19 protein-coding genes and 1 other annotated feature are annotated in these 14,414 nt (G+C 36.1%); of the genes, 8 read left to right on the forward strand and 11 right to left on the reverse strand.

Annotated features, from left to right (window positions below):
- Positions 1–89 precede the first annotated feature (89 nt).
- Together AA0X95_RS16165 and AA0X95_RS16170 are read left to right on the forward strand one after the other, a co-directional pair.
- Positions 90–1,877, forward strand: coding sequence for a DUF4153 domain-containing protein (locus AA0X95_RS16165; RefSeq protein ID WP_413299552.1), 1,788 nt, complete (start codon positions 90–92; stop codon positions 1,875–1,877).
- 136 nt (positions 1,878–2,013) lie between these two features.
- On the forward strand, positions 2,014–2,391 hold the full coding sequence (locus AA0X95_RS16170) for a VOC family protein (protein WP_413299554.1): 378 nt from the start codon (positions 2,014–2,016) through the stop codon (positions 2,389–2,391).
- Between the two features lie 73 nt (positions 2,392–2,464).
- Here AA0X95_RS16170 and AA0X95_RS16175 read toward each other — a convergent pair whose 3' ends face one another.
- The 6 genes from AA0X95_RS16175 to AA0X95_RS16200 all read right to left on the reverse strand — a co-directional run bounded on the left by AA0X95_RS16175 (position 2,465) and on the right by AA0X95_RS16200 (position 6,640).
- Complete coding sequence (locus tag AA0X95_RS16175; protein WP_413299556.1) at positions 2,465–2,773, reverse strand: YjdJ family protein; 309 nt, start codon at positions 2,771–2,773, stop codon at positions 2,465–2,467.
- A 61-nt stretch (positions 2,774–2,834) separates the two neighbouring features.
- A complete protein-coding gene (locus AA0X95_RS16180) occupies positions 2,835–4,001 on the reverse strand; it encodes a DL-endopeptidase inhibitor IseA family protein (RefSeq protein ID WP_413299558.1) in 1,167 nt (388 codons plus the stop codon).
- Positions 3,979–4,524, reverse strand: coding sequence for an RNA polymerase sigma factor (locus tag AA0X95_RS16185; RefSeq protein WP_413299560.1), 546 nt, complete (start codon positions 4,522–4,524; stop codon positions 3,979–3,981). Before AA0X95_RS16185 ends, AA0X95_RS16180 begins: the two co-directional genes overlap by 23 nt.
- Positions 4,525–4,707: 183 nt before the next feature.
- The gene (locus tag AA0X95_RS16190; RefSeq protein WP_413299562.1) at positions 4,708–5,427 is read right to left on the reverse strand and encodes a CPBP family intramembrane glutamic endopeptidase; all 720 of its coding nucleotides are present in this window, start codon (positions 5,425–5,427) and stop codon (positions 4,708–4,710) included.
- Positions 5,428–6,189 carry a hypothetical protein gene (locus AA0X95_RS16195; RefSeq protein ID WP_413299564.1) on the reverse strand — a complete coding sequence of 254 codons (762 nt, stop codon included), beginning with the start codon at positions 6,187–6,189 and terminating at the stop codon, positions 5,428–5,430.
- Positions 6,190–6,223: 34 nt separating this feature from the next.
- Complete coding sequence (locus AA0X95_RS16200) at positions 6,224–6,640, reverse strand: MarR family winged helix-turn-helix transcriptional regulator (protein ID WP_413299566.1); 417 nt, start codon at positions 6,638–6,640, stop codon at positions 6,224–6,226.
- Between the two features lie 268 nt (positions 6,641–6,908).
- On the opposite strand from AA0X95_RS16200, the gene AA0X95_RS16205 reads away from it, so the two are divergent.
- Both AA0X95_RS16205 and AA0X95_RS16210 read left to right on the forward strand, forming a co-directional pair.
- Complete coding sequence (locus AA0X95_RS16205; protein ID WP_413299568.1) at positions 6,909–7,433, forward strand: GNAT family N-acetyltransferase; 525 nt, start codon at positions 6,909–6,911, stop codon at positions 7,431–7,433.
- A 101-nt stretch (positions 7,434–7,534) separates the two neighbouring features.
- Positions 7,535–7,753 carry a YolD-like family protein gene (locus AA0X95_RS16210; protein ID WP_413299570.1) on the forward strand — a complete coding sequence of 73 codons (219 nt, stop codon included), beginning with the start codon at positions 7,535–7,537 and terminating at the stop codon, positions 7,751–7,753.
- A gap of 6 nt (positions 7,754–7,759) precedes the next feature.
- Here the strand turns inward: AA0X95_RS16210 and metG are convergent, their stop codons facing one another.
- From metG to AA0X95_RS16230, 4 genes are all read right to left on the reverse strand, one after another.
- Positions 7,760–9,412: a methionine--tRNA ligase gene (metG, locus tag AA0X95_RS16215; RefSeq protein ID WP_413299572.1), complete on the reverse strand. Its 1,653-nt coding sequence runs from the start codon at positions 9,410–9,412 to the stop codon at positions 7,760–7,762.
- 56 nt (positions 9,413–9,468) lie between these two features.
- Positions 9,469–9,741: a binding site (T-box leader), on the reverse strand.
- 114 nt (positions 9,742–9,855) lie between these two features.
- The gene (locus AA0X95_RS16220; protein ID WP_413299574.1) at positions 9,856–10,317 is read right to left on the reverse strand and encodes an SAM-dependent methyltransferase; all 462 of its coding nucleotides are present in this window, start codon (positions 10,315–10,317) and stop codon (positions 9,856–9,858) included.
- Positions 10,318–10,349: 32 nt separating this feature from the next.
- Positions 10,350–10,775: a VOC family protein gene (locus AA0X95_RS16225; RefSeq protein WP_413299576.1), complete on the reverse strand. Its 426-nt coding sequence runs from the start codon at positions 10,773–10,775 to the stop codon at positions 10,350–10,352.
- Between the two features lie 164 nt (positions 10,776–10,939).
- On the reverse strand, positions 10,940–11,488 hold the full coding sequence (locus AA0X95_RS16230) for a peroxiredoxin (protein WP_413310072.1): 549 nt from the start codon (positions 11,486–11,488) through the stop codon (positions 10,940–10,942).
- A 260-nt stretch (positions 11,489–11,748) separates the two neighbouring features.
- On the opposite strand from AA0X95_RS16230, the gene AA0X95_RS16235 reads away from it, so the two are divergent.
- The 3 genes from AA0X95_RS16235 to AA0X95_RS16245 all read left to right on the forward strand — a co-directional run bounded on the left by AA0X95_RS16235 (position 11,749) and on the right by AA0X95_RS16245 (position 13,227).
- Positions 11,749–12,180, forward strand: a complete 432-nt coding sequence (locus AA0X95_RS16235) for a MarR family winged helix-turn-helix transcriptional regulator (protein ID WP_413299578.1) — start codon at positions 11,749–11,751, stop codon at positions 12,178–12,180.
- 3 nt (positions 12,181–12,183) lie between these two features.
- Positions 12,184–12,345 (forward strand): hypothetical protein, encoded by a 162-nt coding sequence (locus tag AA0X95_RS16240; protein WP_413299580.1) that lies wholly within the window; start codon positions 12,184–12,186, stop codon positions 12,343–12,345.
- A 441-nt stretch (positions 12,346–12,786) separates the two neighbouring features.
- The gene (locus AA0X95_RS16245) at positions 12,787–13,227 is read left to right on the forward strand and encodes a YaiI/YqxD family protein (protein ID WP_335546813.1); all 441 of its coding nucleotides are present in this window, start codon (positions 12,787–12,789) and stop codon (positions 13,225–13,227) included.
- A gap of 41 nt (positions 13,228–13,268) precedes the next feature.
- Here AA0X95_RS16245 and AA0X95_RS16250 read toward each other — a convergent pair whose 3' ends face one another.
- Positions 13,269–13,568: a hypothetical protein gene (locus tag AA0X95_RS16250; protein ID WP_413299582.1), complete on the reverse strand. Its 300-nt coding sequence runs from the start codon at positions 13,566–13,568 to the stop codon at positions 13,269–13,271.
- 219 nt (positions 13,569–13,787) lie between these two features.
- Here AA0X95_RS16250 and AA0X95_RS16255 point away from each other — a divergent pair, with 219 nt between their 5' ends.
- Positions 13,788–14,405, forward strand: a complete 618-nt coding sequence (locus AA0X95_RS16255; RefSeq protein WP_413299584.1) for a DUF47 domain-containing protein — start codon at positions 13,788–13,790, stop codon at positions 14,403–14,405.
- Positions 14,406–14,414: the final 9 nt, after the last annotated feature.

Here is a 14,414-nt window from a genome sequence, read left to right on the forward strand (position 1 = left end):
AATTAGATGTAGGATATGGAAATTATTTTTTGTGAAAGGACTTTCGTTAAAGTGAACTACATATGAAAAATAAAGGGGGTTCGAGGAAAATGAAATGGATGAAAAAGCTACAAGAGAGACTTACAGGATTGACCGATGCAATTACACGTTTCCCACTGACGACACTTTTTCTTTTAGCAGCTGCCGTTTTTATTTCTTACAGTATAAATGCAGAAAAGGATCAAACGCAATATATTCTAACATTCGTAGTTGGAGCATTTCTTAGTGCAGTATTACAGGTTGTCTATGAGAGGTTTTACTCTAATGGTACTACTCGTTTCGTATTAATGGGTGTGGGGGCCTTCTTAACAGCCGGATACTACCTAATTATCAAACCAACTGATTCAATAAGCATGGAGATGGGAATTAGAACAGGAGTAGCTCTCTTTGCCCTGCTCATTGCCTTCATTTGGGTTCCAATCATTAAAAGCAGCATTAGTTTTAATGCCAGTTTTATGATTGCATTTAAATCATTTTTTATCTCATTATTCTTCTCAGGAATTATTATGGCCGGCGTAAGCATCATTTTGGGGGCAACTGACTTATTAATTTTTTCTATCAATTATAAAGTGTATTCTTATGCAGCAACCATTATTTTCACCCTATTTGCACCGATGTATTTTCTGTCGCTCATTCCAGTCTATCCCGGAGCGGAAGACAAAAATAGATCTCAAGATGAAATAAAACAAAAGACAGAGTTCATTAATATCGCAGCCTATTGTCCAAAGTTTTTACAAATTCTTATTTCCTATATTGTCATACCCTTGATTGCTGTATTTACATTAATTCTCGTGATTTACATTATCAAAAATATCGGCGGAGACTTTTGGACTGATAACCTGCTGGAACCAATGCTCGTTTCCTATGCTATTACCGTAATATTAGTTTATATTTTAGCAAGTGAAATAGAAAATAAGTTTACAGTCTTTTTCAGAAAGGTTTTTCCAAAGGTATTAGTACCCATTGTTCTTTTCCAGATTGCCTCATCAATATTAAGTTTAACTGATACGGGTGTCACACATACTCGCTATTATGTGATTCTGTTTGGTATATACGCAGCTGCTGCAGGAATTTTATTTAGTATAATGCCTGTTCGAAAAAATGGAATAGTGGCTGCCATGGTAATTGTTTTTGCAGCAGTTTCCATAATACCACCAGTTGATGCATTTACCATCAGTCGAACAAGTCAGATTCATACACTTGAAAGCGTACTAGAGAAAAATAATATGCTTAAAAATAACAAAATCAAGCCAAAGGAATCCATCCCTGTTAAGGATAAAAAGACAATCACAAATAGCATTTATTACCTAGACAATATGGGCTACACAAAAGAAATCGCATGGCTACCAAAGGACTTTAAAGTATATGAAGATTTTACTGAGACCTTTGGTTTTAAAGAGTATCAGGACCCTGTTGATACTGATTTTAACCAGCCTGTATACGTAAATCTTGATTCATCTGCCCCAATACCTATTACTGGATATGACACTTTTATACAAACAGATATCAATATATACGATAAACAACAAAATCAAAAGATTTGTGTTATTAAAAAAGACGGAAAAACGTATACCTTGTTAAAAGACTTTAATAAAGACCGGGTAGATATCAAATTAAAGGGTGAAAATGCAAGTGATTTGTTCACCTTTAATACAAAAGAAATCTATGATAAGTTTTATAACTATAAAGCAATGAAGGAGCAAATCTCTGTAGATGAAGCAACTTTTACAAAGGAAAATGATCTTGTCAAAATAACGGTTGTCGTGCAAAATCTGAACATCGATAAGCAAAATAATCAGTATGACGCCTTCCTATTTGTATTTGTCCAAATAAAATAGTTGATGTTCTTTAAAACAAACGAGACCGTAGTTTCGTTTGTTTTTTCTTTTGATTGTTTTGATGATTGTAAATTGATTTGATAGAATGGGTTGATAAACGAAGCTCATCTACATATTAGTAAAAGGAGATTTTAGAATGATTAACAAAATTGGAAAAGTGACTGTCTATGTGCAAGATCAGGACCAAGCGAAGGATTTTTGGTTAAATAAAATGGGGTTTGTCTTAAAAATGGAGCAGCCAATGGGACCAAATGCAAGATGGATTGAAGTGGGTCCTAGTGAAGACGAATTTACCACATTGGTTCTTTACTCTAAGTCTGCAATGGAGCAACAAAAGCCATCCGCAGTTGCACACCCTTCCGTCCTTTTCAGCACCACGGATATTGAAGCTGCTTACGAAAAAATGAAACAAAACGGTGTAGAAGTAGACGATATGTTAAGAATGCCGTTCGGAACTATGTTTTCGTTCAAGGATCAGGATGGTAATGATTATCTGTTAAGAGAAGATAAATAATACAGTAAAAGCATGGCATTTTGCAATCAGTCAAAATCACCATGCTTTTTCATATCTTGACATTGAAATGACATCATCTTCTAAAAATAGTAACGAAACGTCTGAACATACCTAAGTTAATCATTATTAAAACTATGATAACACTTCCACTAACTAACATAAGTGTTGGAAATAAGGGATGAAACTTAGCAGCGTAAATAAAATAATCTAATTGATTAATGTCATGATAATCAGATATTTCCCCTTTAAAATAGTTTGTAAATTTAGCAGTATATTTCCATTCAAATGGATCGTCAACGATATTAGAACCCTCATACCAGGCTAAGAGGGTTGAGAAACAAAGTACCAAAATCGCAAGTCCGAGAATGCTCCAAAATATCATTTAACCTCACCCTTTTATATTTAAATAATTGCATTATCAAGACCTTTGAAAGACAATCTAGTTATTGCATTGGCATAAAGGCAACATTCCAAATTCCATCTTCATCCTGTATCAATTGGAAACCTTTCTTGCTGCCAGATTTGGTAAATTCAATATATCCTGTAAAATCTCCCGTTTTGATAAACTTTCCTTCCGCTAAGCCTGCATATGCAATTGGTATTTGCTCTCTTGAAATACGGTCAGAGGAAGGAATGTTCTCATCATATTCCTTCGTCCAGTTCACATACCCTTCCCTGTCAGTATATAGGGCATAGGCAATATCGTATTTTCCTTCCCATTCCGCCTGTACATAAAGCATTGCAACACTTATTGGATCCAGCCCTTCTAAATGAGATTCGTTTAAATCCTTAGAAAATGCTTTATAGACAATCATTTGTTCATCGTTTAACTGAAACGTTTGGGTTTGATCCGCTTCGATATCCCCACTATTTTTTGTGGAAAATGGAAGCGAACCGTCTATTTTCCACCCGCCTTCGTATTTTAAGCTGATATGGTAAATTCGGAATGGTTCAGAAACACCTTGGTCGATGGGAACCTTAAACTCTATACTCCAGCTTTGGTCATTAAGCTGTTTTCGGCTTGCGATTTCGGCATCCTGCCATAATAAGTTACCACTCATCTGTCGATTTTGTTGCGCAAGTTTACCGTTATACTCAATAAAATCCATTGCCCCATACATTCGGTTGGCCGCTTCTTTCGTATACACTTCCTCTAAATAAGCAAGAACCTTTTCCTTCGTTAAGAAATCTTCACCCATGTATCTGTAACTTTTGCCCTTATAGGAAAACACCTCACCCATTTCTGGTCCGCCACCATTGTAGATTATGGATGCATGGGCAAAGGCAATCCCCACGGTTTCTTTGGCTTTTTGTTCAGTAAGTTCCACTTGTTTCGTTTCATTTCCTTCTGGCAGCGTGCTATGCTTAGACTCAATTTCATGTTTTTCTGTAAAAATAACTTCGTACCCTGCAACAATCCCAATTAATAATAAGGCCGCAGTAAGTAGATTGGGTAATAAATGCTTCCCGATTCCTCTTATAGCACGTTTCTGTTCCTGGTCCATGGAGGTCAATTTTTTGCGAAGATTTTCTTTAAACTCTTGATCCGGCTGTAGATCAGGTCTGTTTTTTAATGGCTGTAAAAAATTATCGTACATTTTCTCGTTCATTGAAAATCACCACCCCTTCATTAGAATTATCTACATACTTTTTAAGGAGTTTAATGGCGCGGTGGTAATCTACCTTAACTTTTGATTCCTTCCAGCCCAGTACTTCTGCCGTTTCTTTGATCGAATACTCCTTTAGACCCCGAAGTATAATCACGTTCCGATAGTCTGGCTTTAATTGGATAAGTGCCATTTGCAGTACGCCCCAATTGTGATTATGAACCATCTCATCTTCCGGAATATAGTCTTCACTTTTCCTCATGTCAGTCAAAATGGAAGGTAAAATCGATATCATTTTCTTTTTCCGATAATGATCAATGGCTGTTCTTCTAGCAATGGACAAGATCCACGTTTTCAAAGATGATTGCTGGCGAAAACTATCGTAACTTTTAAATACTTTAATAAACGTGTCTTGAGTTAGGTCCTCTGCCTCTGATTTACTGTTCGTAAAATATAACAAATAATGATAAACATCATCAAAATGCCTTTCATAAAGCTCATGCATGATCTCATTTCGATCGCTCAATACGTCCTTCCCCCTTTATCTGCCAATTAGTCGATTCAACTAAGGGAATAGTTTCAATCCTCATAAAATAATTCGAAAATTGGGGACAGTCCCCCGGCATGATAACGCATTAAAGCACCGGGGGACAGTCCCCCAGCCTGGTAATGCGTTAATCTCCCGGGGGCCTGTCCCCAGTATAACTCTTTACTCTTCACCAATTTTTCCAAAATAATCTACAAGTGCGTGAAATAAGATTAATGGAATGATAGATTCAATTCCGATATAGACAATAGAAAACCACAACCCAATTAGTGTGGTTCGTACCACACCCGAAACTCCTTGGTATGTATGAGCTAGTCCGAATAGGATTGAAGAAAAAATTAATACAAGCCATATTGATAAATCTGGAAACAAATAACTAAGCGCAAATATCATAAAACCTCTGTAAATTATTTCTTCCGTTATTCCAGCTGTTAATGATACTAAGGTCCAAAGCTTTTTTTCCTGTTTAGTTTCTGGCATCATAACCTTAAACTGATTTTTTGAGTTTTCTTCCTTTTTCATCTTATCAATTGAGTTTTTTATTTTACTGTTGAATCTATAACCTATTGTAAAAAGTAAGATTGCCATCCCAAAAATAATTCCAACTAATATAGCTGAATATATTACCCATTTTGCGAGACTTTCAGTGTTAAGTGAAATGGAAGTAAGACCAATTTGTTCAAGTGTTAAATCTGTAAATCCGACAAAGCTTAAAATAAATAATGTGGGAACCCATAGGCTGATGATCGAATTCTTGTAAAATTTAATTCTTTCTTTATCATCCGTTTTTACTTTTCTCTTAAACTTTTGAAAATTGATATATCCCAAAATAGGTTCATAGGTTAACGTAAAAAGAATAACTATCCCAAACGCTACTTCCATTTATACCACCTCGTTTTTTAGAACCAATGTATTTACATTCCTCATAAATTCATCTTTCTCATCAAGGGATAGGTAGATTTTTCTTGTTATATGCTCCCTACCGATTCCATCTTTAATCATGATAGGCTCCTTGAAAGCAATCTCAATATCAGGATTTTCAAATTCTAATAAGGTAGCAACCCATACATCTTTTCTTTTTTTATCGTTTTCGTAATTAATTCTTCCACTTTGGATACCTTCAATATTGCTTAGCAGAATCTTTACTTTCATCCGCAAACCAAAACGAAAATAAATGGTTTCCTGAGATAAACGAACTGGATTCCTGATAATCGCCTTGAAATCACCAATGAGAAAGCCAATCATATATAAGGAGAGAACCAAGTGAATCCATGCTGCCACTTTACTCCAACTATGTAGGAAATACGAGACACCGACCCCTTCTAACAGTAAAACAAAGATAAAAGCGAACACCATCCCTCCATAACCAACATTTTTATGAAGGCTATAGGCGTCTTTCATTTCAATATTTCTTTTTTTCGATTTTGCGAAGAGATAATAAATCATTAATAGATCTCTTGTAACAAACGTTGCAAGTATTTTATTTTTGACTTGATTTACAACCATTTCTTCTATTCTATCTTCAATAGGAATTCCCCGATCCGTCATTCTATACCCTTTAACAAATCGGCTTACTCTCCATAATCCAAAACATACCAACAGCACTTCTAGACCAATCCAAAATTCCATTGGAATTGCCATCATATATAGCCCATCTCCCCCTAATTAAAATGAACCGTTACCCCTCTTCTCTTACAATGTCAGCCAGTTTTTTTAATACATCATGATAAACAACAATGTCCTCCGAAGAAAGTTTCATGAAATATTTTTCCAACACACGCTTTTCAGCCAGATCTAATTCTTTAAAAAATTCTATGCCTTTTTCATCCAAATACACAAAAATCTCTCGTCTATTTTCTTTATTCGTTTCTCTTTTTACATACTTTTTTTCTTCGAGTACTTTTATGAATTGACTTGCTGCGCTTGGTGTCGCATGGATTATTTGGGCAACTTCATGCATGGTAAATCTACCTGTCTTTTTAAGGTAATTTAGCACCATGGACTGTTTAGACGATAGGTCATATTCTTGAATGATAGTTTGGAATTCTCTTAAAAAAACCTTACTCATCTCTTCAGAATACTTTTGTGCTTCCATTAACAATTGCATCCTATCCACTATTATCCACTCCTTGATATATGCTTCCTAAGCATAAAATATATTTAATACTTTAATCTAACTAAACACTTAAGTTTACTTAATTATATTATACCATATTATTCCATTGATTGACTATTTTACAATGGTTTTCAACAAAAATTGCTCACCAAGTAAAAACTAGTCTTATTAATAAGTATGAAATAGAATAAGATAGCAAATGACATTACAAAGAAGTATCAAATTTGACGTGAATGAGGTGATTTAATTGAAAGTAATGGAAACCGAACGATTGATCCTTCGTTGGTTAACACCTGAAGATGTAGAGTTTATTTTTGGGCTTTTGAATGATCCTACATGGATCCGTTTCATAGGTGATCGAAACATTAGAACGCTTCTAGATGCAAAAAACTATATCATTACTGCGCCAATGAAGATGTACACCGAACTCGGTTTTGGGCTGTTCTTAACAGAACTTAAGGATGGTCACATTCCGATTGGCATTTGTGGGTTGATAAAAAGAGAAGGTTTAGAGGATGTTGATATTGGTTTTGCTTTCTTATCAAGATACCAATCAAAAGGCTATGCCTATGAAGCAGCCTTCGCGACAATGCAATATGCGAGTGAGGAGCTTGGACTTAGGAGAATCGTAGCAATAACATCAAAGGATAATGATGCATCATCAAGACTTCTAGAACGAATCGGAATGAGCTTCGAAAGATACATTACCATGCCTAATGATAAGGAAGAATTAAAATTATACGGATACGGGGACAGTCCCCCGGTGGAGTAAAGCTTTAAATCGCCGGGGGACTGTCCCCCGGCTTTGTTATCTTCACAAATCTTTAACATTTAATTCATTCTCCCTTAAAGAAACGTAGATATACTTAAGGTGTGTTAAAACATACATTGAAGGGAGATCCAACCAACATGTTTTTGAAAAAACTTACGGAAAACAAACAAATTACAGTTGATTATTATACCAATGGCAGCTTGCAAACGATTAAAGGGCGTGTGCATAGACTTAATCTAATGGAACAACTTCTGTCTCTAAAAGACGATAAACAGAAATCGTTTACTATTCGTTTATCTTGTATCAGACATATTTATTAATGACTTCTATGCTTCTGCTTCTCCATTTTTCACCTGACCATTTAATCTCTCCAATTCTTCATCAATGGTTTTGATGTCAATTCGTTCAAATAACGGCTGCACATTCTTAATCGAATGCGGAGTTGTTTTAATTAATGTCCAAGTAAATTCTCCCAGCCCTAACATCTTCCTTAATTCATTGCTCGAGAATGGTAAAAATGGGGAGAGTAACTGCGCCAAATTTACAATAATGAGGCTACAATTAAATATCGTACGGTCACATCCTGATTGATCTTCTTCCACCTGTTTCCATGGTTTTTGTTCATCAAAGTATTTATTTGTGAATCTGACAAGTTCAAAGATTTCCTCCAACGCCAGTTTAAAATGACTGTGCTCAATTAGTTTGCCTACACTCGAATAAACATTTTTTATCTTAGCTTCTATTTTAGGATCACCTGAACCTTGGGGAATTTGACTGTCATAGTACTTAGTTATAAATTTTAAGGTTCGGTTTACAAGATTCCCATATCCCCCCAATAATTCCCCGTTGTGACTATAAATAAATTCTCTCCAAGAAAAATCAGTATCCCTATTCTCTGGTGCATTGATTGTTAAAAAATAACGAATAGAATCAGGGTGATATTTATCTAAAAGGTCCGGTACCCAAACAGCCCAGTTGCGGCTGGTTGAAATCTTTTTCTTTTCAAGTGTCAAATACTCGTTGGACACAATATGATCCGGTAGCGCTTCGCTTTGAATGCCCATTAAGATAGCCGGCCAAATAATACTGTGAAAAGGAATATTATCCTTCCCATGGATGTAATAAGTGGTCGCATCCTTTTTCCAAAAGATTGATTCATCCTTCCCAGTCTCCAAGGACCACCTTTTACTTGCAGAGTAATAACCGGATAATGCCTCAATCCAAACATAAATCTTCTTCTCTTCAAACCCTTCGACAGGCACGCTAATCCCCAATTCAATATCCCGAGAAACCGCTCTGTCAACTAATCCTTCCTTTAGATATCTCTCTGTTAAATGAATAGCGTTCTCACGCCATGCCCCATTTGTTTTTGCGTGATTTACTAGAGACTGAAGCTGCTCTTGAAACGTACTTAACGTAAAATAAAAGTGTTCTGTCCTTTTTACTATCGGAGAATCTCCACATAACTTGCATTTTTTTTCTAATAAATCTAGCGGATCTAATATAGTAGAGCAATAGTCACATTGGTCTCCACGAGATGATTGCCCGCAATTAGGGCATAATCCCTCTACATATCGATCAGGAAGAAACTGGTCACACGTTCCACAGAAGGTTTGTTCGATTTCCTTCTTATAAATGAAGCCATTATTCAAAAGATCCAAGAAAATCTGTTGTACAGTTTTATGGTGATGTTCAGTATCAGTACGAGTATAACAATCATATGAAAATCCCAATTTTTTAAAGGTATCATTAAATTCTTCATGGTAACGGTCTGCGATTTCTTTTGCGGAAACACCCTCTTGCTTTGCTCGGATAGAGATGGGTGTTCCATTACAATCGCTACCGGAAACATATAAAACTTGATCACCTTTTTGCCTAAAATAGCGTGCCAAAATATCCCCTGGCAGTAAGCTTGCGATGTGTCCTAAATGCAAGGAGCCATTCGCATATGGCCATGCGCCTCCAATAAAAATATTCATTTACGATTCCTCCTTTATCTTGAAAAAACAAAAAACCCCGCCCCTATCTATAAATAGATAAGGACGAGGTTGATCTTCTCGTGGTTCCACCTTAATTCACCAATTGCTCACACAATTGGCCTCTACAAGTACGGAGCAGCAAAATGCTCTTATACTGTGGTTTTGATAACGAGTACCCAAAACTCGTCGCAGTCTACTAGTAACAAAACGTTACGTTCAATACGAAGCTCAGAGGCCATTGTTCAAATGAGTATTTTTGCTCCTTCTCAGCTACCGAAGCTCTCTGTGAAAAATAGAATCACTTTACTTTTCCTCATCATTGCCTAATTACGGTTAAATTGGATTTATTATACATCACACTTCGAAGTGTTTCAATACTTTTTTCGGGGGACAGTCCTCCGCTACATTAAAGCGTTACCACGCCGGGGGACTGTCCCCCAATTCTACTCCCAATAGTTCTTCATTAGATCTGATGACCATTTTGGCTGATGAACTTCTCCCTTGGGTAAGAACTCTTTCATAACTGGTTTGATATCAATAATTGGAGTTCCGTCAATCGCATCTAATCCTTTAACAATAAGGGTGTTACCCTCATGCCCGAGTAATTCCACCGTGGTCAAACCTAATTTATTGGGCCGATTCTTTCCTCTTTGCGCAAAAATCCCTACCTCTGGATACGCCTTATTATTTCTAGGATGGCGCGCTTCAAACTGAATTTTATCATCACTGACTTTATCAAAATAAAAAATGATCTCCAAATGTGAATATTCACTAATTCCTTTTAACGATTGTACGTTCATTTCCCCTGCTAACACAATATCTGATGTAACAGCTCCCCAATTGTCGTCCTCTATTTCTTTCCGATTGTTCCTGACAAACGCTATTGGCGTAATACTAAAACTCATGAGATCACTCCTATTCAAAATATGTAACCCTTCTAATCTTCCTTATTACCAAAATACGAATTCTGTAAAACTATTCTCCACCCATCAGGATCCTCGATGGTCACCCCTGCATTTTTCCAATAAGGATTTTCAGGTTCCACCACATAGTAGCCCATTCCAGCTAAACGGTTAACCAGCAGATCTCTAGCCTCAATGTCTGGCATATAAAATACCAGCAAATTATCCTCTGATGGAGGCGGACATGGAACCGCCTCCAGATGCTGTGTAAACTCTAAATGATAAGCGGTATCCGGTAGACCCAACATTACCCCATCGTACCCATTATGATTTTCAAAATGTCCGACCACCCTTAATCCAAGGCCATCCCGATAAAATTCAACCACTTTTTGTAATTGGTTTGTAGGTCTAGCAATTCTTAATTGAACCACTGGAAGTTTGTCTGACCAAACATTAGTCATACTATTCACCTCATTAATTTCTAAATTATATCCACTTAAATTTTACCATTTTTAAACAATTCATAAAATCAATTCTTAGTTTGAGTTTTCCTACATCTTTAGTCTTACATCAAAAAAAACGCCTCTACCTTAAGTAGAAACGCAACTGGTTCTAAAAAAATTCCTCAAATTCTCCCAATATATTTAGGATCCCTCACGATTCCAGGTTGACCTGGCACCCAATTCGCGGGAACTCCTTCTTGAGTCCTCCTTGCATATTGAACCCCTTGTATGACACGTAAAATTTCATACACATTTCTTCCTACCTCTAAAGGATAAACCATTTTAGTAACAATCGTTCCTTCTGGATCGATAATAACGGTTGCTCTGAAAGTTGCTCCAGTGTGCTCATTCAGGACTCTGTAAGCTTTACTAATTTCATGAGTTCGATCACTCACAAGCGGAAAATTCACTTTTGAGGCCGAAGGAGACACTTCCGTAAATACCTTATGGGCATACACACTGTCTGTACTTATAGCGAGTACTTCTGTGTTCAGTAATTTTAATTGATCATAAATAGCAGCGACCGCTGCCACTTCTGTTGGTCAAACGAATGTAAAATCACTGCCATAGAAAAATAATATAAGCCATTGACCACGATAACTTTCCAAGCGTACCTCTTTCATTTTCTTTTCTATATTGTCGTAGGCCTCGGCAGTAAATGATGGAGCCATATCTGTTGTTTGTGCACAGTTTGGTTGTTTACATTCCCCAAAGCCTACCTCATGACTTCTATAATCCACTTCTCCACCTCCATCTATAAATGTTTGCTTCTGTATTGTATGTATAGGTTTTTGTCCTATTGAGCCTATTTATTAACCAGGATTCCTCTAATTTTAGAATTTAGTAAATTATATATTACCAATTAACAATAAATATATTGATTTATAGTAAATTTAGTAATAATATTATTACTATAAAAAGGAGGATATGTATGTTTAACGAAATAGCTAAAGAATACATTGCTCTAATTCCAAATCTTTTTGGCAGTTTTAAAGAATTGAACAAAGGTTCGGTACATCTATCACATATGCAAAACCACGTGATTGAGTATATCTTTATGCAGCAAAGGCCTTTGAATCTTAAAGAAATCAGCGCTGGATTAGGGATTGCAAAGCAACAACTAACAAACATCATAAGTGACTTAGAAACCGAAGGCTATTTGAATAAGGTGCCTGACACCAAGGATAAACGAGCAGTATTGATTTCACTAACACCTGCGGGTAAGGAAATTGAAGAAAAAAAGTGGGCAGAGCTGTATCAAAAACTTAGCGTGAATGTAACAAAGTTAAGTGAAGAAGAGCAGCGTGACTTAGGCTTTGCACTTCACAAAGTGAATGTACTATTGAGAAAAATGGAGGAATAAATCATGAGCAAAAGACAACGAGTATCCATCCTAGGTGTAGGCGTAATCATGGGTTTGGTTCTGGGGTTAATTTATAATGATCTCTACAAATGTCTTATTACAGGAATTATAACAGCATCAACAATCATGGTTGTGTTAAGTCAACAGGCTAAAAAGACAAATTGAAAATAGCCCAGTTCTTTATGAACTGGGCTATTACTGGTTAAACAATTCATTCATATTTTAATAAAATAAAATTGTTATGCATCTCGCTTTCATTAATTGATATCCTGATGGCTAAGTCTTTCGTGCGTAAAACAAATTCTTTAACACCAATGAATTCAGATTCAGCAATCAAATAAAAGTGTGTTCCCTTTTTTATACCTTTGAAATTATTCTTAAGCTTATATTTCCTCATTATCTTACCTAGCTGCTCCCATAATCTATATACCTGAAAAAATCATATGTATGTGTGAAACTATATCAAAACTATAACGGTAATAACAACTAGTCTTCCACAAAAATGTTAATGTATTTTTTTAGCAAAACCATCTCTAACGTTTGACAAAATCCTTTTCTGCCATTATTATCACTATCAATTCGAACTTTTTTATAGGAGAGATACAGATGAAAATTTATGTCGATGCAGATGCTTGTCCGGTAAAAGATATTATTATCTCTGAAAGTAGGAAAGCGGAAATTCCTGTTGTACTTGTAACTAGCTTTTCTCATTTTTCTAATGCAGAACAACCTTCAGGAGTGGAAACCATTTATGTTGATTCTGGAGCAGATGCTGCGGATTATCGGATTATGAAGTTGGTAGAAATAGGAGATATTATTGTTACGCAAGACTATGGACTTGCATCGCTAGGCTTAGCAAAAGGGTGTACAGTTCTTCACCATAAAGGGTTTACCTATACAAATGAAAACATTGACCAATTATTACAAACACGTTATTTTAGTGCAATGGCTCGAAAAAGCGGAAAGCGTACAAAAGGGCCAAAACCATTTACATCTGAAGATAGGGAGAAATTTAGAGAGCTCTTTAAAAGGGCGATATCACGTTAAACGCTACGTAAGTAAAACTATCTCCCACCAGACTTTACTTTTTAATCAAAACGCTCTGTTTCAAAACCCTCCAAAATATCCTCTAATTCTGTAAGAAAATTTATTTGTACTGGACCAGGGATTCGCTCCATCCACTTTTTTATTTCAGGTAACTCCTCAGCCTCATCTATATTCGTTGGCTTTGGATGAAGAGTTGCCCACCATTTCTTCAATTCATCGATAAATTCATAAAAGTAGCGTTCAAATCTTTCTGCCCATTCTGCCCCCTCATCTCCAGAAGTATTTTGCATCATACTCCAGGCTTCCATGGCTGTTTCAAAGTATTCATCAATCAGCTTCATATGGAACTCCTTTCTACATACCGTTCTATTTTTGATAGATATATATTCAATATATTCTCTTAATACCATTCTAAGGCATCCATACACACTCTGCCACAATTTTACTAAGCTAACATGGGACGTCCGCCGTTACTGATTGTCCAAAGGCCGCATTTATTATAGTAATTGCGTAAATAAAATCATTGGCACGTACGAATTTGACTATGTGGGGGAGTTATTTTGGCATCCAAAAAGAAAGACAAGTTCTTTACCCATTTAATGGACATTTCTTTAAATTTAAAGGAAAGTGTGAACTACTTTGCTGACTATAAAATAAAGAACATAAGTGATCTCAAGATTTTTTCCGAAAAAATGAAAGAATATGAATCTAAAGGTGACGTCTTGGTTCATGACCTTATCATTGATTTAAATCTTGTGTTCATCACTCCCATAGAACGTGAGGATATCCTATCTCTCTCTATTACCATGGATGATATTCTCGACGGTTTACACCATACCGCTGGCCTTTTTGAAATGTATTCTGTAATTGAAACCGACGAGTTCATGCATCAATTTGTTGATGCGATCAAAAACTCTGTCTACGAAATTGACCGCTCGATTGAAATGTTATCTACAAAGAAATTAATAAGCATCAGAGAACACGTGCTTAAAATAAAAGACTTGGAATCATCATGTGACCACATCTTGCGCGGCTCCATAAAACAGCTGTTTGCCACTGAATCGAACCCTATCCGCATTATTCAATACAAAGAAATCTATGAAGGACTTGAAGAAATTGCGGATTCCTGCCAAGCAGTTGCAAATATGTTCGAAACCATCATTATGAAAAATAGTTAAACTGTCATG

Source organism: Neobacillus phoenicis, from assembly GCF_047302305.1.
Classification (GTDB): domain Bacteria; phylum Bacillota; class Bacilli; order Bacillales; family Cytobacillaceae; genus Neobacillus.

Bases quoted from the DNA above. Each gene is read 5' to 3' on its own strand.
- AA0X95_RS16200 (WP_413299566.1), bottom strand. From the start codon at position 6,640: ATGGAAGCACAAAAGTATTCTGAAGAGATGAGTAAGGTTTTTTTAAGA.
- AA0X95_RS16165 (WP_413299552.1), top strand. From the start codon at position 90: ATGAAATGGATGAAAAAGCTACAAGAGAGACTTACAGGATTGACCGAT.
- AA0X95_RS16190 (WP_413299562.1), bottom strand. From the start codon at position 5,427: ATGGAAGTAGCGTTTGGGATAGTTATTCTTTTTACGTTAACCTATGAA.
- AA0X95_RS16225 (WP_413299576.1), bottom strand. From the start codon at position 10,775: ATGACTAATGTTTGGTCAGACAAACTTCCAGTGGTTCAATTAAGAATT.
- AA0X95_RS16240 (WP_413299580.1), top strand. From the start codon at position 12,184: ATGAGCAAAAGACAACGAGTATCCATCCTAGGTGTAGGCGTAATCATG.
- metG (WP_413299572.1), bottom strand. From the start codon at position 9,412: ATGAATATTTTTATTGGAGGCGCATGGCCATATGCGAATGGCTCCTTG.
- AA0X95_RS16250 (WP_413299582.1), bottom strand. From the start codon at position 13,568: ATGAAGCTGATTGATGAATACTTTGAAACAGCCATGGAAGCCTGGAGT.
- AA0X95_RS16170 (WP_413299554.1), top strand. From the start codon at position 2,014: ATGATTAACAAAATTGGAAAAGTGACTGTCTATGTGCAAGATCAGGAC.
- AA0X95_RS16195 (WP_413299564.1), bottom strand. From the start codon at position 6,189: ATGATGGCAATTCCAATGGAATTTTGGATTGGTCTAGAAGTGCTGTTG.
- AA0X95_RS16180 (WP_413299558.1), bottom strand. From the start codon at position 4,001: ATGAACGAGAAAATGTACGATAATTTTTTACAGCCATTAAAAAACAGA.
- AA0X95_RS16175 (WP_413299556.1), bottom strand. From the start codon at position 2,773: ATGATATTTTGGAGCATTCTCGGACTTGCGATTTTGGTACTTTGTTTC.
- AA0X95_RS16235 (WP_413299578.1), top strand. From the start codon at position 11,749: ATGTTTAACGAAATAGCTAAAGAATACATTGCTCTAATTCCAAATCTT.
- AA0X95_RS16245 (WP_335546813.1), top strand. From the start codon at position 12,787: ATGAAAATTTATGTCGATGCAGATGCTTGTCCGGTAAAAGATATTATT.
- AA0X95_RS16220 (WP_413299574.1), bottom strand. From the start codon at position 10,317: ATGAGTTTTAGTATTACGCCAATAGCGTTTGTCAGGAACAATCGGAAA.